Annotated in this window: 14 protein-coding genes; 9 read left to right on the top strand and 5 right to left on the bottom strand. The window is 51.5% G+C overall.

What is annotated here, in order from left to right:
- Nucleotides 1-57 precede the first annotated feature (57 nt).
- Nucleotides 58-1,104 carry a heme A synthase gene (locus H6G21_RS04970; RefSeq protein ID WP_242041645.1) on the bottom strand — a complete coding sequence of 349 codons (1,047 nt, stop codon included), beginning with the start codon at nt 1,102-1,104 and terminating at the stop codon, nt 58-60.
- A 448-nt stretch (nt 1,105-1,552) separates the two neighbouring features.
- Between H6G21_RS04970 and H6G21_RS04965 the strand changes: the two genes are divergently transcribed.
- The 6 genes from H6G21_RS04965 to fumC all read left to right on the top strand — a co-directional run bounded on the left by H6G21_RS04965 (nt 1,553) and on the right by fumC (nt 9,689).
- A complete protein-coding gene (locus H6G21_RS04965; protein ID WP_190571131.1) occupies nt 1,553-2,626 on the top strand; it encodes a cytochrome c oxidase subunit II in 1,074 nt (357 codons plus the stop codon).
- Between the two features lie 94 nt (nt 2,627-2,720).
- Nucleotides 2,721-4,391 (top strand): cytochrome c oxidase subunit I, encoded by a 1,671-nt coding sequence (gene ctaD, locus H6G21_RS04960; protein ID WP_190571128.1) that lies wholly within the window; start codon nt 2,721-2,723, stop codon nt 4,389-4,391.
- 110 nt (nt 4,392-4,501) lie between these two features.
- Entirely contained in the window at nt 4,502-5,116 is a 615-nt protein-coding gene (locus H6G21_RS04955) for a heme-copper oxidase subunit III (RefSeq protein WP_190571127.1), read from the top strand.
- 222 nt (nt 5,117-5,338) lie between these two features.
- Nucleotides 5,339-7,177, top strand: a complete 1,839-nt coding sequence (locus tag H6G21_RS04950) for a hypothetical protein (protein WP_190571125.1) — start codon at nt 5,339-5,341, stop codon at nt 7,175-7,177.
- A gap of 270 nt (nt 7,178-7,447) precedes the next feature.
- Nucleotides 7,448-8,245: a M23 family metallopeptidase gene (locus H6G21_RS04945; protein ID WP_190571123.1), complete on the top strand. Its 798-nt coding sequence runs from the start codon at nt 7,448-7,450 to the stop codon at nt 8,243-8,245.
- Nucleotides 8,246-8,300: 55 nt separating this feature from the next.
- Nucleotides 8,301-9,689 (top strand): class II fumarate hydratase, encoded by a 1,389-nt coding sequence (fumC, locus tag H6G21_RS04940; RefSeq protein WP_347277980.1) that lies wholly within the window; start codon nt 8,301-8,303, stop codon nt 9,687-9,689.
- Nucleotides 9,690-9,738: 49 nt separating this feature from the next.
- On the opposite strand, the gene H6G21_RS04935 is transcribed toward fumC, so the two are convergent.
- Nucleotides 9,739-11,172 carry a hypothetical protein gene (locus H6G21_RS04935; RefSeq protein ID WP_190571119.1) on the bottom strand — a complete coding sequence of 478 codons (1,434 nt, stop codon included), beginning with the start codon at nt 11,170-11,172 and terminating at the stop codon, nt 9,739-9,741.
- 235 nt (nt 11,173-11,407) lie between these two features.
- Here H6G21_RS04935 and H6G21_RS04930 point away from each other — a divergent pair, with 235 nt between their 5' ends.
- Together H6G21_RS04930 and uvrB are read left to right on the top strand one after the other, a co-directional pair.
- On the top strand, nt 11,408-12,253 hold the full coding sequence (locus tag H6G21_RS04930) for an ADP-ribosylglycohydrolase family protein (protein ID WP_190571117.1): 846 nt from the start codon (nt 11,408-11,410) through the stop codon (nt 12,251-12,253).
- Nucleotides 12,254-12,291: 38 nt separating this feature from the next.
- Nucleotides 12,292-14,295 (top strand): excinuclease ABC subunit UvrB, encoded by a 2,004-nt coding sequence (gene uvrB / locus H6G21_RS04925; protein WP_190571116.1) that lies wholly within the window; start codon nt 12,292-12,294, stop codon nt 14,293-14,295.
- 261 nt (nt 14,296-14,556) lie between these two features.
- On the opposite strand, the gene H6G21_RS04920 is transcribed toward uvrB, so the two are convergent.
- From H6G21_RS04920 to H6G21_RS04910, 3 genes are all read right to left on the bottom strand, one after another.
- Nucleotides 14,557-15,036, bottom strand: coding sequence for a thioesterase family protein (locus H6G21_RS04920; RefSeq protein ID WP_190571114.1), 480 nt, complete (start codon nt 15,034-15,036; stop codon nt 14,557-14,559).
- Nucleotides 15,037-15,532: 496 nt separating this feature from the next.
- On the bottom strand, nt 15,533-16,303 hold the full coding sequence (locus H6G21_RS04915) for a hypothetical protein (RefSeq protein WP_190571112.1): 771 nt from the start codon (nt 16,301-16,303) through the stop codon (nt 15,533-15,535).
- An 8-nt stretch (nt 16,304-16,311) separates the two neighbouring features.
- The gene (locus H6G21_RS04910) at nt 16,312-18,126 is read right to left on the bottom strand and encodes an ATP-binding protein (RefSeq protein ID WP_190571110.1); all 1,815 of its coding nucleotides are present in this window, start codon (nt 18,124-18,126) and stop codon (nt 16,312-16,314) included.
- Nucleotides 18,127-18,774: 648 nt separating this feature from the next.
- Here H6G21_RS04910 and cobN point away from each other — a divergent pair.
- A complete protein-coding gene (gene cobN, locus H6G21_RS04905) occupies nt 18,775-22,707 on the top strand; it encodes a cobaltochelatase subunit CobN (protein ID WP_190571107.1) in 3,933 nt (1,310 codons plus the stop codon).

Genomic DNA, 22,707 nt, shown 5'->3' with positions numbered 1-22,707 from the left:
ACTCAACGGCTTCTAATCATGGGTTCCAGCTGAGTCAGTGCTAGAAATGGGTCGGTTCTAGTTAGCTTGTTTCAGGACCAGTCGATGGGTGCGGAACATCGCAACCGTAAAGATGACTAAGGCCCCCAAGAGAGATGCACCAACCATTTGATGGGCTACGGTTAAGGGTTCCACCTGTAAATGGAGTCTAAAGGTTGCAACCCCTAAAAGCAGTTGCATCAGTAACAAAAATCCAGCGCCATGGATCACATGCCGTAGCCCAGAAGAAAGAACCTTAGACCGCATCGCGAATACCACTGCGACGATCGTGGCGATCGTGGCGGGAATTACCCCAATGAGGTGGCTATTCATGACGGTGCAGAGCTGTTGTACCCCAAAACACTGATGGAGGGCCCAACGGGAAGCCACGAGGCCACCCAGCAAACTTTGTAGATAGATACAGAGAACGGCCACCAAACCAACCCAGCGGAGGCGTTGCAATTTACGAACCCGGTCTTGAATCGTTGGCCCATCCACGGTTGCTGTCGTCCCGCCCCCCGGCAAGAAAATCGCGTCAGGGACTAACAACACGCCAATTGTTAAAAGAGTACTAAAAAATAACAGTCCCGTCCCTAAATGGGCAGTAACGATGTCAAATCGCAGTAATTCTGTAACCGTTAAGCCGCCTAGCACCCCCTGGAAGACCACAAGCCCTAGGGCAAAGGTCATGCTCCAAGGGAGCCACCGGGGGCAGTCCTGAGGCTGGGATCGACGATACCACCAGGTTCCCGCCGTCACTGAAATGATCCCAAAGCCAATCACCGAAGCCACCAAGCGATGAAACCATTCCAGAAAGACCTGTAAATTCATCTGCTGTGAGGGCAATAGGGTGCCATAGCACAGGGGCCAATCGGGACAGGAGAGTCCTGCATTCATGACACGGGTGGCACTCCCTAAGGCCATCAGCCCCAGCGTTGCGATCGCCAATCCAAACACCGATCGGGTAATCCACTGTTTTTGGGCGTGGTTTTGCGAGTGATTTTGCCCGAAAGTATCTTTGGCCGCATCGTTGACCAAAGCGTTTGGCTGCATTTGGTGCATCTGGTTTGTGGCTGCATCTGTCATTGCTGCATCACCTCCAACATCAAAACTACGATCCGAGCTCAATCCAATCTCAATTACAAAAATTTGGTTCAGTGATTTTTGGTTGAGTCCTTGTCCAGTTGAGTCCTTGCTTGAGTCATTTTGCTTGAGTCATTGTTTCGAGATAATACGTCCAAAATGAGTCAATGCTCTCAGTAGGCTTAATCAACTGCTTTGATTTTAATCTGCCGGATCAGACTAAGACTTGCATCAAACCTTTAGAGAATCTTCAAAATTCTGCATCAAAAATCGAAATATTTCGTAACTAACATTCACTGATCCTGAAGAAAAGCCTAAGGATTACAAAGTTTCTCTACCCGATCGGAAAAGCCTGATCTACCTTAGTTAGGTAGTCTATTCGATAGCCTGTTAGATAGCCGTGTGAGGCTTGCATTTGAAATATGCCATCGTCGCATAGGGGGAACGCATTGTGAAAATTCCGAGCCAAATCGCGACATTACTGGCTGGGATTCTATTAACTCTTCTCAGTCTCTGGTACGGCTATAACCATCATCTATTGCCGATCGCGGCTTCTGCGGAAGCTGACTTGATCGATGATCTATTCAACGTCATGATGACGATCGGGACTGGGATTTTTATCCTGGTGCAAGGCTCGCTATTGTGGGTGATATTTCGTTATCGGCGCAAACCAGACGATGACAGTGATGCTAAGTATATTCACGGTAATATCCCCTTGGAGATTGTCTGGACTGCGATTCCGGCAATGGTCGTCCTTGCGCTCTCGATTTATAGTTTCGATATTTACGAACAAATGGGGGGACTCAATCCCATGGATCATGGCAGTCATCTGGCCAGTGCCCATGACGCCACCCATCACGATATGACCCTGGCGGATTCTGTGCCTCGTTCTGAACCGGGAGCCGCGATCGCGGCTCCCCTGGCAGCCCTTCCTGAGTCAACGACAGCATTAGCGGACGCTACAGTCGGTGCCACCACCACGGCTGTGCCCACTCCAGCACCCAGCGCGACCCAGGATTCCGTTGTCATTAATGTCAATGGCTTACAGTTTGCCTGGTTGTTTAACTACGAAGGAACAGAGATTACGGCTGGCGAACTCCATGTTCCCGTGGGCCGCGATGTACGGCTCAATATCTCGGCGATGGATGTGCTCCATGCTTTTTGGGTGCCGGAGTTTCGGGTGAAACAAGATGCCATTCCCGGTCGTACGGTATCCCTGCGCTTCCTGCCAACCAAAGTGGGTGAATATCCAGTCATCTGTGCAGAGCTGTGTGGTGCCTACCACGGGGTGATGAAAACCAAGGTTGTGGTTGAGCCTGAGGAGGCTTTCCAAGCTTGGTTAACTAGTCAGCAGGTTGCCAGCCGTCCGGAGCAAGATCCTCCAATGCAGCAAGCGATCGCGCTCCATCCTGCCCATCTCAGCGATGCAGACTACCTCGCACCCTATGCCCAAAAACTGGGGATCACAGTGGAACATATTCAATCCATCCAAGCAATGCAGCAAATGCCGGAGTCCAATCTATAGTGACTGACTGCAAATTCTGCGCACCCCTGCTGCTGTTGTCTGAACAGGCATGATGATGCTCTCCGCTGCTCCTTACTATGATGTTCTGTGATCTATGACGATTCTCACCCCACTTCCAGACAACACTCAACCCACCGATCACCCCCCAACCTCCAACTGGCGCAAGTATTTCAGCTTTAGCCATGACCACAAGGTAATTGGGATTCAATACTTAGTCACGTCCTTCTTGTTCTATCTGATTGGCGGGGCACTCGCAGCGGCTGTACGGACAGAGCTGGCCACCCCAGCCTCAGATGTCGTCAGCCCAGAGCTCTACAACAGCCTGTTTACGCTGCACGGCACAGTCATGATTTTTCTATGGATTGTGCCAGCCACGGCGGGGTTTATTAATTACCTAGTGCCCCTCATGATTGGTGCAAGGGATATGGCCTTCCCTCGGCTGAATGCCCTTGCGTTTTGGATCATCCCCCCAGCAGGCGTCTTGCTGATGGCTAGCTTTTTTGTGACTGGGGGCGCGGCGGGAGCAGGTTGGACCTCCTATCCCCCCTTGAGTACCATGAGCCCTAAGGCCGGGGAATTAATTTGGATCCTGAGTGTGTTGTTACTGGGATCCTCATCCATCCTAGGGGCCGTGAATTTTGTGGTAACCATTTGGAAAATGCGCCATCCCAAAATGGGGTGGAACGACATGCCTTTGGTCTGTTGGGCTAGCTTGGCGACGGGAGTTTTGATCTTGCTCTCGACCCCCGTTTTGGCGGGTGCGCTGATTTTGCTGTCCTTTGATTTGATTGTGGGAACGGCCTTTTTTAATCCCACGGGCGGCGGTGACCCGATCGTGTACCAGCACATGTTCTGGTTCTATTCCCACCCGGCGGTTTACATCATGATTCTGCCGGTGTTTGGCATGATTTCGGAAATTATTCCCGTCCATGCCCGGAAACCGATCTTCGGATACCGAGCGATCGCCTATTCCAGCTTGGCGATTTGTTTCTTAGGGTTGATCGTTTGGGCGCACCACATGTTTACCAGTGGAACCCCACCTTGGTTACGCATGTTCTTTATGTTCGCCACGATGGTGATTGCAGTCCCCACGGGGATTAAGGTCTTCAGTTGGGTCGCGACCCTCTGGGGTGGTAAGTTAAATCTTAACAGTGCCCTTTTCTTTGCCATGGGCTTTGTGTCCATGTTCGTGATTGGGGGCATTAGCGGCGTGATGCTGGCAGCGGTTCCCTTTGATATTCACGTCCACGACACCTACTTCGTGGTTGCACACTTTCATTACGTGCTGTTTGGGGGCAGCGTCTTTGGGATATACGCCGGTGTGTATCACTGGTTCCCTAAAATGACGGGTCGCATGATGAACGAAACGTTAGGGAAAATTCACTTTGCGTTGACATTTATCGGGTTTAACTTAACGTTCCTACCCATGCATAAACTGGGTTTGGATGGCATGAATCGCCGTATTGCAGAATACGATCCGAAATATGCCACGATCAACATGATTTGCACGATCGGCACCTATCTGCTTGCCGTATCGACCTTTCCTTTCCTGATTAATGCGGTCTGGAGTTGGATCAAGGGCGAAAAAGCGCTGGCCAATCCTTGGAAGGGGCTCACCCTAGAGTGGTCTACGAGTTCCCCACCCCCGGAGGAAAATTTTGAGGAGGAGCCTGTCATCCTTTGCCATCCCTATGCCTATGGCAAGCGGCCCCAAGTTGCTCCACCCAGTAATCTGGATGCGGGTGCCACGTCTTTATCGACCTAGTCTCTTGATCGACCTAGTCGCGTTGTCCACTGAGTATCCTTATCCACCGCTGACCGACCCGATCGCACCTAGCGCTTTATCCACCTAAGACGTTTTTTAGCCCTTAAACCATGACCGGCTCCACTCTTGATCCCAGCCAAGCTGAACTGATCGTGACCGCTGAAGAAACCGGGCATCATGCCCACCCAGATTTAAGAATTACTGGTGTTTTAGTGTTCCTCGTGGCGGAGGCGATGATCTTCCTCGGCCTCTTTACCGCCTATTTAACTTTTCGTGCAGTGGCTCCGGTCTGGCCGCCGGAGGGAACCCCGGAACGGGAGCTGCTATTACCTGGCATTAATACAGCCATTCTGATTGCCAGTAGCTTTGTGATTCACAACGCAGATACTGCAATCAAAAAAAATGATGTGAAAGGGATGCGCCTTTGGTTTGGCCTGACTGCGGCAATGGGGGCAGTGTTTTTAGCGGGGCAGTTGGTTGAATATTTCAACCTTGAATTTGGCCTCACCACCAATCTCTATGCCAGTACGTTCTATGTTCTAACCGGCTTCCACGGCCTCCACGTCACCTTCGGGCTATTGCTGATTTTGGCGGTACTATGGCGATCGCTCAAGCCCGATCACTACAACAGCAAACATCACTTCGGCATTGAAGCTGCGGAAATTTACTGGCACTTCGTTGATGTCGTCTGGATTGTTTTATTTTTCTTGCTTTACATTCTCTAGACAACTTGAGAACAGCCTGAATATGAGTTAGGAACGCGGGGGAGTCTGGCTCTCCCGTCTTTTTTTGGGGTATTGCTTCTCCTCGATCGAGGTAAAGTTATTTTGCAATTTCTGCTGATCAGCCCCTGAAGTTGAGTCCTGTTACACAAATGCTTGGAGACGGATTTCCTATGGTACATTGACTGTGCATCTTTATCTGATCCATGGATTGAGCGGTTGTCTATGAATCTGCCTTTTATTCTTGATGTGATCATCGGCCTGTTTTTTGTGTACCTGATCCTGAGTTTGTTGGCATCGGAAATTCAGGAACTGATCACTACACTCTTGCAGTGGCGGGCAAAACATTTGAGAGACTCGATCGAAAATTTGATCGCAGGCGGAACAGAGTCAGCCGAACAAAAAAAGGTCAAAGCTCTGGTGCAGTCTATCTACGACGATCCGTTGATTCGGGATCTCAACCAAGGGGCACGGGGACTGTGGGCCCAGGGATTTCGCAAAATTACCCAATGGATTTTTCCCAGTAACCGGAAAGGGGCGTTTGGGTTAAACCAAACCTCGGGGCCATCCTATATCGCTTCAGACACCTTTGCGGCAGCGCTCTTAGAGCGGTTGGGGATTTCGACCTTTGTGGATAAGTTGATTGATGTGCGGCTAGATGAATTTATCAAGCGAATCCTTGGCGAAATTTCTATCAGCGATAGCACAATTACACTGGCCGATCCGCCGGTGTTAATGGGAATTTGGGAAATTGCTGACGCCAGTGGGATCGATTTAACGACCTCTCGGAGTTTTCGAAGTTTAGTCGAAGATTTTTATAACGTTCAGCAGGACTATCGCAAGGGTTGTACGACGATTTTGTTTTCCATCGATCGCCTGTCTGAAGCCCTCGATCGCTTTGTCGCCAGCTATCCCGATCCACGCTCCGAAGACCTGTGCTATTTCTGCGATCGGGTCACAGCCTTTAAACTTAACCTGTTTGGGACCAATAACGAACGCGCCATTCTATCCGGCGGACTTCAGCCCACCTTGGCGGATGTGGTGGCCTTGGCCAATAAAGGTTCAGCTGTTTATAAGCAGGTGGCTGGGCGCTTTACCGCTGCTCAAACCCGAGCGTTGGCCATTAACGAACGGGTGATGTATCAAACGGAAGCCCTGCTGCAAGAACGCAGTGGCTTAGATATCGAGAGCATGGCGGAGCATCAGCCCACGGAGGAAGAACGCAACATTTGCCGGGAGCAGGCTCTACGGGATTTGGATGAGGAAGAATACCAAATCTACCAGGACTATCAAGTCTACCAACGGGTGGAACAGGCCCTGGATCATTTACCCAGTTCTGTGCAGCAAAGTTTGGCGGTGTTGGCGCGCCGTGCCCAAAATCGAGTGCAATCAACCCAGAATTCTGTAGAACACTTCCGTGAAGAAGTTGCTCTGTGGTTTGATGATTCCATGAGCCGCGCCTCCGGGGTATACAAACGCAATGCTAAGGGGGTTGCAATTATCGTCGGTATTGCAATCGCAATGTTTACCAATTCTGACACCTTTCACATTTTTAATCGGATTGCCAGTGATGAAAGCTTACGGAAAGTCATTACCGATCGAGCTAGCCAAATTGCGCCATCCCAGGATAGCCGTCCGGATGCTGTCCGTCAGGATTTAGAACGGTTAAAAGACGAGACAGAAGGGGTTTTAGCAGATATTGCCCTGCCCATTACCTGGAACCCCAGTAATTTGAGCCGTCAACTAGGCTGTCCCTATGCGCCCAGTACGACGGATCTGCGACCGGGGGAAGACAAAATTTATAGTCTACTGACCCGTGATCAGTGGAACGACTTGTATAAAGCTTGTTTAGGAATTGACACAGTTCCAGAAAATACGTCAATTCCGCTGCAAGTAGTACAAATGATTGGGGCGAAACCCCTCGGATTTTTCCGTATGGTCTCGGGCTGGTTAGTCAGTGGGATTGCGATTTCCATGGGGGCTCCGTTCTGGTTTGACCTCTTGGGTAAGGTGGTGAACGTTCGGAATACGGGTAGTAAACCGAAAAGCACAGAAAAAGCTTAGCTCGATAAAAGCTATGTGAACGCTGTGTGAACGCCTAGAACTCGCTACTGACGATCGCACCAGTATTTGCCATACTGGGAACGGTCAGCAGCGCCCCACCGCTCAACCAATGATCTTGATCAATGATCTTGACCAATGATCCAGACCAATGATCTCGGCCATTGATGTTGAGTCTGGGGAACCGCTGGCGGCCCTTGATGTTGGGGACAATTTAGCAGCTTCTCAACTTTGAATGTCAGGGTTGAGTGGCGATCGTTTGAGTTCTGATCCATGTTTTTTTTGCCCGTTGCACCCATTGCCCAAATTCCGATTCCACCCCCTAAGCCCACCTTACCCGTTCATACTCGGCCCACGTCTTCGATCGTCCCACCTGGGTGGATCGATCGGCCCTCCCCGTCCACCTCAGCAAACATTCCCATTCCAGCTCCCAATTCTGGAACGCGAGGATTGACCCGGCAAGAATCAACCATCCGCAGCGCGTCTTTCACCGCTGGTCAGCCCCCTCAATCGGGGGCACAATCCCCGCTGACCCGATCTCAGATTGCCCGATCGAGTCCCCTAGGCGATTTGCGGCTGGGGTTTCCCCTCAGCGTTCCGGCTCCCATCACCTCCCGCTTTGGTTGGCGTACCCATCCCATTTTGGGCGAACAGCGGTTCCATGCGGGGGTTGATTTTGGGGCGGCAGCAGGCACCCCAGTCGTTGCGGCAGCGGGGGGCTATGTTCACGAGGCGGAGGACATGGGCGGCTATGGCTTGGCGATCGTGATTGAGCACCTAGATGGTTCCTTTCAGACCCTCTACGGGCATCTGTCAGAAATCTTGGTCTACCCTGGCATGGCAATCCAGGCTGGACAAATCATCGGTAAGGTGGGCAGCACGGGCCTGTCTACGGGGCCGCACCTCCATTTTGAAGTTCGGCAGCGTCAAGGGGATGATTGGGTCGCGATCGATCCCCTGCCCAAACTGCCTAGCAGCGGGGACAGGCAAAGCACTACTCAAGCCTTATTTAAACAACGCCAGTTCATGGAAGAACGGGCTTGGGTGCAACGGATGACCGTAGAACGGTAAAATCTTTCGAGGAAACCTGACAACGCGCAAGCTCACCTAAAGCATCATGGCAGACGTGGCAGTTCGGATCGAGACAGACAGCATGGGGCCGCTGGAAGTGCCCAGCGATCGCTACTGGGGCGCACAAACCCAGCGATCGCTTCACTTTTTTGCCATTGGCCACGACACCATGCCTGCGGAACTGATTCGCGCCTTTGGCATTCTGAAAAAAGCAGCAGCGATCGTCAATCGGGATCTGGGTAAATTGCCAGCGGATACAGCAGATTGGATGATTCAGGCGGCGGATGAGGTGATTGCGGGTACGTTGAACGATCACTTTCCCCTGAGTGTCTGGCAGACGGGTAGTGGTACGCAGACGAATATGAATGCCAATGAGGTCATTTCCAACCGGGCGATCGAATTGGCAGGGGGAGAAATGGGCAGTAAAACCCCTGTTCACCCTAACGATCACGTTAATATGTCGCAGTCGTCAAATGATACGTTTCCCACTGCGATGCACATTGCGGCAGCCCAAGCAATTCATGAACAGTTGCTTCCTGCGGTGCAGCAGTTGCGAAAAGCCTTGAATGCAAAAGCTAGCGAGTTTGAGACTCTGATTAAAATTGGTCGTACCCATTTGATGGATGCGGTACCATTGACCTTGGGGCAGGAATTTTCCGGCTATGGGGCGCAATTGGATCTTGCCCTGCGGCAAATTGAAATGACCTTGCCGGGATTGTACGAGTTAGCGATCGGTGGAACGGCAGTGGGTACCGGGTTAAACACCCATCCAGAATTTGCCGATCGTTCCGCAGCGGCGATCGCCCAACTGACCGATTTACCCTTTATCAGTGCGCCGAATAAGTTTGCAGCCTTGGCCGCCCACGATGCGATCGTCATGACCAGCGGGGCACTCAAAGCCTTGGCCTGTGCCTTGATGAAAATTGCCAATGACCTGCGCTGGATGGGTTCCGGCCCCCGTTGTGGCTTGGGTGAAATCACGTTGCCCGCCAATGAACCGGGGTCTTCCATCATGCCGGGGAAGGTCAATCCCACCCAATGCGAAGCGATGACGATGCTATGTGTACAGGTGATGGGCAATGATGCCACGATCGGCTTTGCAGGCAGTCAAGGGAACTTCGAACTGAATGTGTTTAAACCTGTGATGATCCATAATCTGCTGCATTCCATTCGGCTCTTGTCCGATGGTTGTCGATCGTTTACCGATCACATGGTCGTTGGCATTCAAGCCAATCCCGATCAGATTCAGCATTTTCTGAGCAATTCGCTGATGTTAGTGACAGCGCTCAATCCCCACATTGGCTATGACAACGCGGCCAAAGTCGCCTACAAAGCCTATCAGGAAAAAACAACGCTGAAAGCGGCTTGTGTGGAGTTAGGGTTGCTCTCGGAAGCGGAATTTGACCAATGGGTGCGCCCGGAGCAGATGATCTATCCAGGCTAGGAAGCCATCGGGAGAGAGCATCATTCCGACGATCTCTCCCCCATTCCCCTCAAAAACGGGTCGGTAAAGCCTTGATATCTTCGGTAATGGAATCGATTTGATTGACATAGTTAACTTTAATCTCTTCCATTAAGTCACTGATCAACGATTCCATTTCTTCGATCGATTTCCCCTTCTGCAATTCCTCCACCATCACTTTGCCAAAGTTTTTCACCAATTGGCTCAGCAGTTCAGCGGCTTGGGTATCTTCTAATGCTTTGACGATCGCGTCATAGGCCCCAGCGGTTACCGTGGCCACCAGTTGCTCGTTGACTTGGCTGGGAATGCTACCCATAATCGGCACGGCTTTAAAGCCCTTGTACAAGGGAGCTTGTTCCAGCACACCTTCTAAACTGTGGCGAATCAATGCTTCCAAATCCGGCTTAATCTGGGGGAGCACTTGATACACGGTCAGCTTTAAAACATGGTTCGTCAGTTCCCGAATTTCATCCCGCTCGTTGAGATCTACGTAGGGCCGATTGACCGATCGAAGCAACCATTGGGAAAGCGTTCCTTGCTGAATATTGGCTTGTAGTTGATTAATCACTTGGACAATCACCGCTTCCGTCAGTTCTTCGGCAATGTTGCTTACAAAACCTTGGGTTGCTTGATCACGGATACGATCGAGGTTAATCAATTCCGCTTGGTCTAACCGAATCGCCACCGGAATCACCCGAAGCCACTGCCACATGGGAATCAGCAGCAACAAATCATACCAACGCCAGAGCATTGCATCCAGCCATTTCAAATTGCGGAATCGCCGCGTTAGATAAAAGGTACGACCTAAATACTCGAGGGCAAACAATGCTACAAACGGTGCATCCAGTATCCAAAAGAGATTGTTAAATTCACCATTTTCACCAATGGAACGGTAATAGTTCGTGGCAATCAGTGGGCGAATTTGCTGGTTGAAAAATTGCATTTCCTCCCGCACATTCTTTTGCAGATGTTCCTTGCTCCAAAACACCTTAAAGGCTTCACGGGAAGGGGCGTCACTATTTTTGCCGTAAATATGCTCCCGGACTCGATTTTTGATCTTTTCCAAGGTGCCGCTTTTATTGGCAACTTTGAAGGGATCCGTGGTCACCATGTCACTGCTTTGTTCCCGCAGGTCTTGGAGGCGCGCTTGGACTTGGGGGGACTCAATCCCCCCCTGTTGCAATTCCTGCTCTAATTTGTCTACGGTATCGAGGTATTTCTGGGTATCGCGATGGGGTTCAATACCTTTGAGGGGGTCGTACCATTGAGTGATCGGGGGCAGGGGAACCGTAAAACTCACTGGGCCGATCGCGATCGTGCCTCGCAACCAGAAGTCGCGCCACATCACATAGGTCAGGTCAAATCCTACGAGTCCTAAATTGGCCACTGCAATGATTGCCATTACCCGCTCATACCAAAGGTTTTTCCGGCGTGCAGACAACTGCTGATTCAGAGGAGAGACCATACCTATTCCCTACGAAACACTCACGCAAATTTTACGCGCTTTCGATCTGTTTGTTGCAGCCCTTTTTGGGACATCACCCGTTTAAACTAAAACCGTCGTTGCAAAGACACCCTCTCATCTGTACCGGGAGAGTAGCTCTGTTCAATATTCTGGAGGATGGGCGATCGAGGAGCTGTTCTATGATGGAAGAAGGGTTGTAGCATAGCCTTGTTAAACTCGTGCAAAGGAACGACGTATGTTACTAGAAATGGCGGTGGGAGATGCCTACGGAGCTGGATTTGAATATGTTCCCGAATTTGCACTGCAACGAAATGATTTATCGGGTTATTTACAACATACGAAATATCAGATTCAACCGGGGAAATATACAGACGATACACAAATGAGCTTAGCGATCGCGGAAGCGATTGTCGCAGAAGACGATTGGAACCCAGCGGCGTTGGCCGATCGCTTTGTTCAAGTATTCCATCGTGATCCGCGTGAGGGATACGCCTCTCGGTTTTACCAGTTTTTGCAGGACACTCAAACGGGGGATGAATTTCTCGCCAACATTCAACCTTGGAGTGAACGAAGTGGAGCCGCGATGCGAGCTGGCCCGATCGGCGTGTTTTCCGATCCCACTGAAGTCTTAGAAAAAGCGGCCCTTCAAGCTAAGCTGACCCACAATACCCCCGCAGGCATTGCCGCTGCCCAGGCCGCTGCTTTGATGAGCCATTATTTTTTGCACCAGTTAGGGGACAAAGCGGCATTGGGCCAGTTCCTAGAGCGCCAGATACCGGGCTATAGCTGGGCCGAACCCTGGGGCGACCCCGTGGGGGAAAAGGGCTGGATGGCGGTGCGGGCTGCCATCACCGCGATCGTGAACCATGACCGTCTCAGCGAAATTCTACGGGCCTGCATTGCCTTTGGTGGCGATGTGGATACCGTTGCCACGATCGCCCTGGCCGCCGCCAGTGGGAGCGTAGAAGTCACCCCAGATTTGCCCCAGCACTTGGTAGATGGGCTAGAAAACGATCGCTATGGTCGGGACTATCTCTGTGCGCTGGATGCCCAACTGTTACAAAAAGTCTCGCTATCATAGAACTATTGACCCTCGTTACCCCCGTTGATAGCTAACCCATGCCACAGTTCAACATCCAAGCCCCCTTTGAACCCAAGGGTGACCAACCGAAGGCGATCGCGGCGCTCAAACAGTCCATCAGCCAAGGAAATCGCTATCAAACGCTGCTCGGAGCCACCGGAACGGGAAAAACCCACACGATCGCCCGTGTGATTGAGCAATTGGGCAGACCCACCCTCGTCTTGGCCCACAACAAAACCCTGGCGGCTCAACTCTGCAACGAGCTACGGGAATTTTTTCCCTACAATGCCGTGGAATATTTCATCAGCTATTACGACTACTATCAACCGGAAGCCTACATTCCCGTTAGCGATACTTACATTGAAAAAACGGCTTCCATTAACGAAGAAATTGATATGCTGCGCCATTCCGCGACCCGATCGCTGTTTGAGCGGCGGGATGTGATTGTGGTGGCGTCGATTAGTTGCATTTACGGTTTGGGGATTCCCGCTGAATATTTAAACGCAGCGATTCCCTTTCGTGTGGGGGAGGAGGTCAACCAACGGCAAATTCTGCGGGATCTGGCTTCGGTACAGTACACCCGCAATGATCTCGATCTTGGGCGGGGGCGTTTCCGGGTGAAGGGGGACGTTTTGGAAATTGGGCCGGCCTACGAAGACCGCATTATTCGAGTCGAGTTTTTTGGGGATGAAATTGATGCGATTCGCTACGTTGATCCTGTGACAGGCAGTACATTGCAAACCCTAGAAGCCGTCAATATCTACCCCGCTCGCCACTTCGTTACGCCGGAGGATCGGTTGGAGGATGCCTGCAATGCGATCGAACAGGAATTAAAGGAACGTCTAGAAGAACTGGAAAAAGAGGGGAAGTTACTGGAAGCCCAACGCTTAGAACAACGAACTCGTTATGATTTAGAAGTCCTACGAGAGGTTGGTTTTTGCAATGGGGTGGAAAACTACTCTCGGCACTTAGCGGGCCGTGAAGCCGGAGCCCCTCCAGAATGCTTGGTGGACTATTTTCCAGAAGATTGGCTCCTGGTGATTGACGAATCCCACGTAACCATTCCACAAATTCGCGCGATGTACAACGGGGATCAAGCCCGCAAAAAGGTCTTGATCGACCACGGTTTTCGCCTACCCAGTGCCGCAGACAATCGCCCCCTAAAAGCCGATGAGTTTTGGAACAAGGTCAAGCAAGGGATTTTTGTTTCAGCAACCCCTGGGAATTGGGAACTGGAAATTTCCGAAGATCACATTGTTGAGCAGGTGATTCGACCCACGGGCGTACTTGATCCGGAAGTGGTGGTACGTCCCACGGAAGGGCAGGTGGACGACCTTCTTGCGGAAATTCAGGAACGGGTTACTAAGAAAGAGCGCGTGTTGGTTACCACATTGACCAAACGGATGGCGGAGGATTTAACGGAGTATTTCCAAGAGCGTAGCGTGCGGGTTCGCTATTTGCATTCAGAAATCAATTCGATCGAACGGATTGAAATCATTCAAGACCTCCGGGAAGGGGTTTTTGATGTGCTGATTGGGGTAAACCTATTGCGGGAAGGGTTAGACCTGCCAGAGGTCTCGTTGGTGGCGATTCTGGATGCGGATAAGGAAGGGTTCCTGCGGGCAGAACGATCGCTGATTCAAACGATCGGGCGGGCGGCGCGTCACGTACAGGGGCAGGCGATTTTGTACGCCGATAACATGACCGATAGTATGGTCAAGGCGATTAGTGAAACCGAACGTCGTCGCGCGATTCAAATGGCCCATAACGAAAAGCATGGCATTGTCCCCATGCCGATCGTCAAGAAATCCAGCAATGCCATTCTCGCCTTTCTGGAAGTGTCTCGCCGCTTGAATTCCCAGGAACTGGAGCAGGCTTACGTCCAAGCGGATGACATTCCCTTGGAAAATATTCCAGAACTGATCAAACAATTTGAATCGCAAATGAAGGAGGCCGCGAAGAATTTGGAATTTGAGGAAGCTGCGAAATACCGCGACAAGATCAAGCACCTACGGGATAAGCTGACTGGCAGCCGAACCTAGAAGAATTCAGTAGTAGTGCTCCTGTACTTCTGGAACCCGACTTGCCGTAGAAATTGCTGCCGCTATACTGCCTGGTTGCATTACTGCTTGATTGGGATGCCAAATCATCTGTGTCCTCTTCCCGTTGAAAACGGCAGACCTCGCCTGTGACAAGTTAATTCGACTGCACTTGTATCTTGCTCCTTCCAATTCTGTAATGTTTTGTAATATTCGAGTAATCCATCCCTAATACCCAATTGATTTGGTATAAACGTTCACAATCTAAGCTTTTAAGTCATCCAATCCTCCCAGCATTGATAGCCAGGTTTTGATTGCTGTTGTGTAGGGTTGATGTTTGCGTTTCAGGGTATCGATGCAGACGTGACGGGTAATAGCTGTGGCGACAGGGAATGTTGATCGTGGCGGTGGTGTATCTAGTGGAGTTGATCCGGTTTCTACAGTGTTTTCATAGATGAAAATTTGGTACTGAATTTCATATTCACTTTCGCTGATTGATCGTGGTTGCAGATGAACCTGGATACGATCGCCGCAGTGCATTGGGCGACGGAAATCGATGCTAGCGTGAACGATCGGAAAGGCCACCGTTTGTCCAGCGGAAAAAAATGTTCGGAGGTTGATGCCGCTGGCTTGGAGTGAGGCTTCGTAGGCTTCGTGGCACAGGTTTAACCCATTGGCAAAGTAGACAACTCCCGCTGCATCGGTATCACTAAAACGAATCGTGCGATCGTAGATAAAACCCATCTGACCATAATTGAAACAACACTCATTCAACAATACTAATAAACTTTCTACGCTTCACGAGTGAAATCGGCTCCGAACTGATCTCCATCCAATGCCACTAAAACAGGCTCAAAGGCAATCTGCTTTTCCAGCAAAACAATCCAAATACGACGGGATGGGATCGACAATAAATTGTCGTAAAAAAATTGTAGTAAAACTTCAGCATAGGGAATTCCGTCAAAGATTCCTTAGCTTAGCAAGTCATTCCAGAAGCAGTCTGATGCAACCCAATGCTGCCTGATGAACGATGCTACCTGATGAACGATGCTACCTGATGAACAGCGATGACAAACGTAAAGCTCTGACTGATGAAGATCTGGCTGATGAAGACCTGATATGACTACTCGGCGATCGGGCCATCCGCTAGACTCACGCCTCAATTCAGCTTTTGCAGCCCAGATTGAATGAAATTGAGATTTGCTTGAATGCCCTTGGCTTGAATGCCCTTGGCTTGAATTCACTTGGATTTGCTGAGGGGCTGAAACGCAGTCTCTAAACGAGCGGTTAATTGCTGCACCGCATCCTGCAAAGGAATCGCTTCAATTCTTCCTGTGGCAATCAAATCAGTGACTCGATGATTATGGACTTCCCCCCGTAGGCCCGCCGCAATTTCATCCGCCGCCCGCCCCGTGCCATCAATTACAATCACCGTTTGCCCCGCCCGCAAATTTTCCAAGGCATCCCGCCAAGTCACATTCCCCCCATTCAGCAAAATGGCCACCGAAGGGGTTGTTCCCGACAACTCACTGGCAACCTTGGCTAACCAATGGGACTCATCCCCCCAGGAATTCCCAGGTGTTAGCAAAAAATGGGTGTGGTTCGGTTCCAACGGCGAAGACTCGGGATGCTCATTGCTCGTGCCGGGAAACTCCACCAATGCCAAGGGAGCAACTCCAATCAAAGGGAACGTCCCTTGGATGTGCGATCGAGCAGACCCCATCAACCGCATTACCCCAGAATCCGTCCCACCATCTACTACACAGGTCTGGTACCGTTCCGCGATCGGCGCGATCGCATCGGTAAACAGTTGCTGAATTTGGCGATTTTGCTCCGGTTCAAAATAGGAAGCTCCGCCAATCACGACCATCACCGGATGGGGCACCAGGCTGATACCCACCGTTTGCAAGGCATTCCGTAAATGTGCCATTTCCCCCAGGACGGCAACCTGGGCATGATTGGAAGGGGTTGATGTCTGGGAAGACATTTGGATTTGAAAGGATTGTTTCATACCTCATATTATTCCCTAGCAATCAGGGAAGCGACGCGATCGATAAAAGCATCCGGTTGCGAGATTGGCTGCACCAGCACATCCGTCGAGAGTCCCATTAAGGATAGGTCAGCGATAGGTCGATCGCCATCCCCCGACCAGATGACCAATAACGGGGGAATGGCTTCGTTCTGCTGGGTTAACCCAGTCCAGAATTCTGGAAGCAAGGATCCAGACACAATTACACCATGGGGCTGGAGAATCTGGAAGTTTTGCAGCGCCAGATCAATTTCCGTCATCCACACCACTTGATATTCTGCTGGATTTAGGAGATCACAAACCACATGGGCCATCTCCTCATTGGATTCGAGCAGTAAAATCCGCTGATGCAACAGTGGTAAGGGTTGCTCCTGCGATCGCACGTAGTCAAGGGCCGATCGCACCTGGCTGGGCAGTTGAACCGTAAAAGTAGACCCTTCCCCGACCTTGGAAGCGACCGAGATACTACCGTCATGCAGTTCCACCAGTTGTTTAGTCAAGGCTAGCCCCAAGCCTGTGCCCTCGTAGTGACGGCGATAGGATGGATCCAACTGCTGAAACTTTTGGAAGAGGAGAGGATGCTGGTCTTCGGGAATGCCGATGCCGGTATCTTCTACCTGAAGGGTGGCGGTATCGGCCACTTGCCAGACTCGCAGGGTGACCGTTCCACCCGCTGGCGTAAACTTCACCGCGTTGCTGAGCAGATTGATTAAAATTTGCTGTACCCGTCGTGGATCAGCTAGGAAGCGCGGGGTTTTCTCGCCGTTAGCCCCATTGGCACATTTCAAGAACAGGGTAATTTGTTTTTTCTGGGCTTGATCCTGAACCTGACGGAGGGTTTGGCTGGCCAGATCCACCAGAGAAAATTCGCGTACATTGAGAATCGTGCGGCCCGTTTCCAGCCGCGACAGTTCCAACATGTCGTTAATTAAGGACAGCAGGTGCTCTCCCCGATCGCGAATAATTTGCAGATACGCTTTTTGTTTTTCAGAGGGCAAGGGCGTTTCCGGCGTTTGCCGCAGCAGCGTCGCCGCCATGCCAATCACACAGGTCAACGGCGTCCGTAGCTCGTGGCTCATGGTTGCCAAAAACTCACTCTTGGCCTGATCCGCTGACTGGGCTGCATACAGGGCATCCCGCAGGTTTTGCGTCCGTTCAATGACCTGTTGTTCCAAGGTGTCTTTTTGACATTGGAGTTCGGCATACAGGTTGGCCTGGTGAATCGCGATCGCCAGATTATCTGCCAAACGCTCTAAACAGTTACAGTCCTGCTCTCGCCACTGCCGGGGTTGTTCGCATTGATGGGCAATCAGCAAACCCCACAGATGACCCTGAACCAAAATCGGCGTCGCCAGTTCCGATCGCACGGAATCGCTGCCCAACGGTAAAAAATAAACGGAGGTATTGGCGGAATTGGAGGTGTCAGTAATGCTACAGGACTGGCCCGATTGATACTTGTTGCGCAATTCCGTCGCAGGCAATTGCCAACCGTCCGCGATGAGGTTCAGGACAGAGGGAATGCGATCGTGGGCGCGGGATTCGTAGGTAATGCCATCCAACTGGGGCACGGTGATCGGAACCGCCGTCGTGGGCTGGTCGAAATCGACGGGACAGGCCGGAGCCGAAATATTGAACTGGTAGATGATTAAGCGATCGGCTTTCAGGAGTTTGCGAACCTCTTGAACCGCCGTTTCCAAAATCACGGGAAGTTCTAAGCTTTGGCGAATTAACGTGGTGACTTGATTGATCAGCCGCTCCTGCTCAACCTGTTGTCGTAATTCTTCCTCGAAGGAACTCGATGACATACGCGCCTATAACAACGAAAGGAGAGGGTGCGCAGGGCATCCATCCACCAGGGATCAAACGACTCACGATCGCGGAATGGGCTATCTGCCAAATCCTAAGAATGCCTTAGGACACATCCCAGATAGGAAGAATTTATCTACCTGTTAGGAGCCTGACAAAAACAAACCAAACGTAGCTTTATAGAATTTTGAGTAACGCAAACTTTCCCTCACTCTAAATCCCTCTCCCATTGGGGGCGAGGGACTTTTAATTCCGGCTCTCTTCTCCCATTTGGGGAGAAAGGTGGGGGATAGGGGCAGTTCGCCAGGAACTCATAGGCCAAATAAAATTTCGATACAAGTTAGGAGATACAAGGTGGCCAGAAATCAGTGAAACTGGTCTACAGTCAGGATTTAAGCTTTCGTATTTATGGTGTTCTAGTTACTAGCCTAACTAGATTTAGCGCAGAAAGATGGCTCCCTTGGAATCTTTTAATAGATTTAAGGAAGAAATGCTTACTTTTTAATCGTCACACATTGTAAAGCAAAATACCAATCTTTTTGGGAAAACCTGTCATTGACTTGGGTGAAACCTAAGATCAAGCACAGCGATCGCAGCCGATCCCACGTTAGGGTAGAACAGGTTTATTGTTGGGGGAGGCGAAGGTTATGCATCGCATTGCGGCTATTCCAGGGGGGTGGAATCCTGGGCAAGAGGGAGTTGTTGTCATTGAGCAGCAGCCAGCGCCGATCGTCTTTCTCACGGCTGCGGATACCGAAATCCAAGCCCTGGCCCAGGCTTGTTCCCAGTTGCCCTCGGACTTTCCTGCCATCCGAGCGGTGAATTTGCTGAATCTCCAGCAGCAGTTGACGATCGATACCTATGCTGAAACGGTGTTGGAAGAGGCAAAAATCGTCGTGGTGCGGCTGTTGGGGGGCGTGGCCTACTGGGGCTACGGCTTGGAGGTCTTGCAGGAACTGAGCCAACGCAGGGGCACCCATTTAATTTTGTTGCCCGGAGATGATAAACCCGACCCCGCGCTGATGAGCCGATCGACCCTGCCGCTCCCGGTGGTGAATCGCTGTTGGCGCTATTGGACGGAAGGGGGACTGGAGAATGTCAAGAATGGGCTGCTGGATCTGGCTAACCACTGCCTGGGCCGCAGCTATCCCGTGGTGTCGCCCCAGCCAGTGCCCAAGGTGGGCTACTACCCCTGCGAACCGACGCCGCTCTCCTGGCCCAAGGTCGGTATTTTGTTCTACCGAGCCCATTATTTAGCGGGCAATACGGCTCCGATCGCGGCGTTGTGTGAGGCATTGCGCGATCGGCAGTTAACCCCAGTTCCCGTGTTTGTCTCCTCCCTACGGGATCCGGATGTGGCGGCGGACTTATTGGCAGAATTTCAACCCAAGGAGCAACCTGGTCTGCAAGTCCTGCTGAACACGACCAGTTTTTCCCTGATTTCCCCCCTGGGGATTGGGCAAGCGCAACCAGACTTCGAGCCCGATCTGGGGGAAACCCTTTGGCAACGGTTAGATGTGCCGATTTTTCAAGTGATTTTTAGTGGCGGGACGGCGGAACAATGGCGATCGCAGGTGCGGGGGTTGTCGCCTCGGGATGTGGCGATGAATGTGGCGCTGCCGGAGGTGGATGGCCGGATTATCACTCGTGCTATTTCCTTTAAGGCGGTGCAAACCCAGCATCCGCAGTTACAAACGGAAGTGGTGGGCTATGAGCCGATTGCCGATCGGGTGAAGTTTGTGGCGGATTTGGCGGCGAATTGGGTGCGACTGCGGCAAACGCCGATCGCCGATCGTAAAATTGCCTTAGTGCTGGCCAACTATCCCACCCGCAATGGTCGGCTAGCCAATGGTGTGGGGTTAGATACGCCCGCCAGTTGTGTGGAAATTCTGAAAGCCTTACAAAAGGCGGGTTACACGATCGAGGATGTCCCGCAAACGAGCGATGAATTGATTCGGCGATTGACCCAAGGATTCACGAACGATCCAGAAAGTCAAACTGTTATATCCCATGATTTATTCTACGATCGAGATTGCTTCAATAGGGAATTTTCAGATTTACCAGAAATTGTCCAGCAACAAATTCAACAACGCTGGAATGGTCATGAATCGGGGGAAACCCATGGACGATCGCAGGCTTTTCCGATCGCGGGGATTTGCCTGGGGAATGTCTTTGTGGGGGTTCAACCTTCGCGGGGCTACGATCACGATCCGGCTTTGAATTACCACGCGCCGGACTTGGAACCCACACTGGAATATTTAGCGTTTTACAGTTGGGTGCGATCGCAGTTTGGCAGTCACGCGATCGTCCATGTGGGTAAACATGGCAATTTGGAATGGCTTCCCGGAAAAAGTGTTGCGCTCTCGGAGCAGTGTTATCCCGAAGTGGCGTTGGGTGCCCTGCCCCATTTCTATCCCTTTATCGTCAATGATCCCGGTGAAGGTTCCCAGTCGAAGCGCCGCGCCCAAGCAGTGATTATTGATCACCTGACGCCTCCCATGACTCGCGCGGAGCTGTACGGCAACTTGCAACAGTTAGAGAATCTGGTGGATGAATACTATGAGGCGATTAATCTCAACCCTGGCCGAATGGGTTTAATTAGCGAAAAAATTACAGAATTGCTTACCCAAGAACATCTCGATCGGGATTGGCAATTGCCTGCGATCGAGATTGCAGCCGGTAATGATTTTGAAGAAACGGTCTTGACTAGTCTCGATCGTAATTTGTGTGAACTGAAGGATGCCCAAATTCGCGATGGGTTACATATTTTTGGGCAATGTCCCGAGGGCACTCAACTGCGGGATCTAATCATTGCGATCGCCCGCCATCCCCAACCGGGTCGCATGGGATTAACCCGCGCGATCGCGGAAGCTTGGAATTTAGAGTTCGATCCGCTGACGGCAGATCCGGCGGAACCGTTTGTTCAGGCTTTACCCAGTCAATCCAGCCAATCCAGTCAATCCACGGGCGATCGGGAAGGCAAAAGCACTTGGCGTAAGGTAGGCGATGGGATCGCAGCGATCGAAGCAGAAGCAATCCGATTGGTCGATCGATTGCTAGATTCATCAGTATCTGAATCGTTAGCGTTGATCCTAGAGGGATCGATCCCCCTAAATCCCCCTTTTAAAGGGGGACTTGACAATCCTTCGAGCTTCCTAAATCCCCCTAATCTTCCTGTAACAGGACTTTCAGAATCGCGAATCCAGGCCCTTCAGCAGGAACTGCACTGGATTGTGAATACGTTACTACCCAACTTGCAAGCAACCACTCAGGAAATTACAGGGTTACTCCATGGGTTATCCGGCGGGTATGTTCCAGCGGCTCCCTCCGGTGCTCCCACCCGAGGCCGTCCAGAGGTGCTGCCGACGGGGCGTAATTTCTATTCGGTGGATATTCGCGCCATCCCCACCGAAAGTGCTTGGGATGTGGGTCGCCGTGCTGCGGAAGCCCTGATTGAACGCTACACCCAGGAGAATGGGGATTATCCGAAAACCCTGGGACTCTCGATTTGGGGCACCTCTACGATGCGCACGGGGGGCGATGATTTGGCGGAGGCGTTGGCGTTGTTGGGTGTACAACCGATTTGGGATGGGTCTTCGCGCCGAGTGGTGGATTTTGAAATCATTCCCCTCAGCATTCTCGATCGACCTCGCGTCGATGTCACCTTAAGGATTTCTGGATTTTTCCGGGATGCGTTTCCTAATCTAATTGATTTGTTTGACCAAGCTGTGGCCAAGGTGGCTGCGTTGGATGAACCGGCAGAGGATAACCCCCTTGCAGCCCGTTGTCGGCAGGAGTCGATCGCGTGGCAAGCCCAGGGTTTACCGGAAGACCAAGCGATCGAGCGATCGCAGTATCGCATTTTCGGCTCAAAACCGGGGGCCTATGGTGCGGGTTTACAGGGAGTGATCGAAGCACAGAACTGGACGACCGATGCCGACCTGGCCCAAGCTTATATTAACTGGAGCAGCTACGCCTACACCGGAGCCGCGATCGGGCAGTCTGCGCCGGAAGCCTTCACGCAACGGTTACAACAATTAGAAATCGTCCTGCACAACCAAGATAATCGCGAACATGATCTCTTGGATTCCGATGATTACTACCAATTCCAGGGCGGACTGACTGCTGCCGTGCGCACCGTCCAAGGTCGCCAACCCCAAACCTATTTCGGCGACCATGCCCTGCCGGAACGACCGCGCATTCGCACCCTCCAGGAGGAAATTGCTAAGGTCTATCGATCGCGGGTGGTGAATCCCAAGTGGATCGCTGGAGCGATGCGCCACGGCTACAAGGGAGCCTTTGAAATGGCAGCGACGGTGGATTATTTATTTGCCTACGATGCTACGGCTCGCTGCGTGGAAGACCACATGTACCAAGGCGTTGCCCAAGCCTACGTCCTCGATCCCACGGTGCAAACCTTTGTGCAGCAGCATAACCCCTGGGCATTGCGAGATATGGCAGAACGGTTACTGGAGGCCCACCAGCGGGGGCTGTGGGAACAGGCCAACGCCACCACGATCGCGCAATTGCAGGCGATCGTTCTGGAAGCAGAAGGTACGATCGAAGAACGTCAGTCCTAG

The organism is Alkalinema sp. FACHB-956 (assembly GCF_014697025.1).
Lineage (GTDB): Bacteria > Cyanobacteriota > Cyanobacteriia > Leptolyngbyales > Leptolyngbyaceae > Alkalinema.
This window is presented reverse-complemented; position numbering and strand designations above follow the sequence as displayed.

What these genes read in the sequence shown, in the direction of transcription:
- H6G21_RS04970 (WP_242041645.1), bottom strand. Translation starts at nt 1,104, where the DNA reads ATGACAGATGCAGCCACAAACCAGATGCACCAAATGCAGCCAAACGCT.
- ctaD (WP_190571128.1), top strand. Translation starts at nt 2,721, where the DNA reads ATGACGATTCTCACCCCACTTCCAGACAACACTCAACCCACCGATCAC.
- H6G21_RS04955 (WP_190571127.1), top strand. Translation starts at nt 4,502, where the DNA reads ATGACCGGCTCCACTCTTGATCCCAGCCAAGCTGAACTGATCGTGACC.
- H6G21_RS04950 (WP_190571125.1), top strand. Translation starts at nt 5,339, where the DNA reads ATGAATCTGCCTTTTATTCTTGATGTGATCATCGGCCTGTTTTTTGTG.
- H6G21_RS04945 (WP_190571123.1), top strand. Translation starts at nt 7,448, where the DNA reads ATGTTTTTTTTGCCCGTTGCACCCATTGCCCAAATTCCGATTCCACCC.
- H6G21_RS04935 (WP_190571119.1), bottom strand. Translation starts at nt 11,172, where the DNA reads ATGGTCTCTCCTCTGAATCAGCAGTTGTCTGCACGCCGGAAAAACCTT.
- H6G21_RS04930 (WP_190571117.1), top strand. Translation starts at nt 11,408, where the DNA reads ATGTTACTAGAAATGGCGGTGGGAGATGCCTACGGAGCTGGATTTGAA.
- uvrB (WP_190571116.1), top strand. Translation starts at nt 12,292, where the DNA reads ATGCCACAGTTCAACATCCAAGCCCCCTTTGAACCCAAGGGTGACCAA.
- H6G21_RS04920 (WP_190571114.1), bottom strand. Translation starts at nt 15,036, where the DNA reads ATGGGTTTTATCTACGATCGCACGATTCGTTTTAGTGATACCGATGCA.
- H6G21_RS04915 (WP_190571112.1), bottom strand. Translation starts at nt 16,303, where the DNA reads ATGAAACAATCCTTTCAAATCCAAATGTCTTCCCAGACATCAACCCCT.
- H6G21_RS04910 (WP_190571110.1), bottom strand. Translation starts at nt 18,126, where the DNA reads ATGTCATCGAGTTCCTTCGAGGAAGAATTACGACAACAGGTTGAGCAG.
- cobN (WP_190571107.1), top strand. Translation starts at nt 18,775, where the DNA reads ATGCATCGCATTGCGGCTATTCCAGGGGGGTGGAATCCTGGGCAAGAG.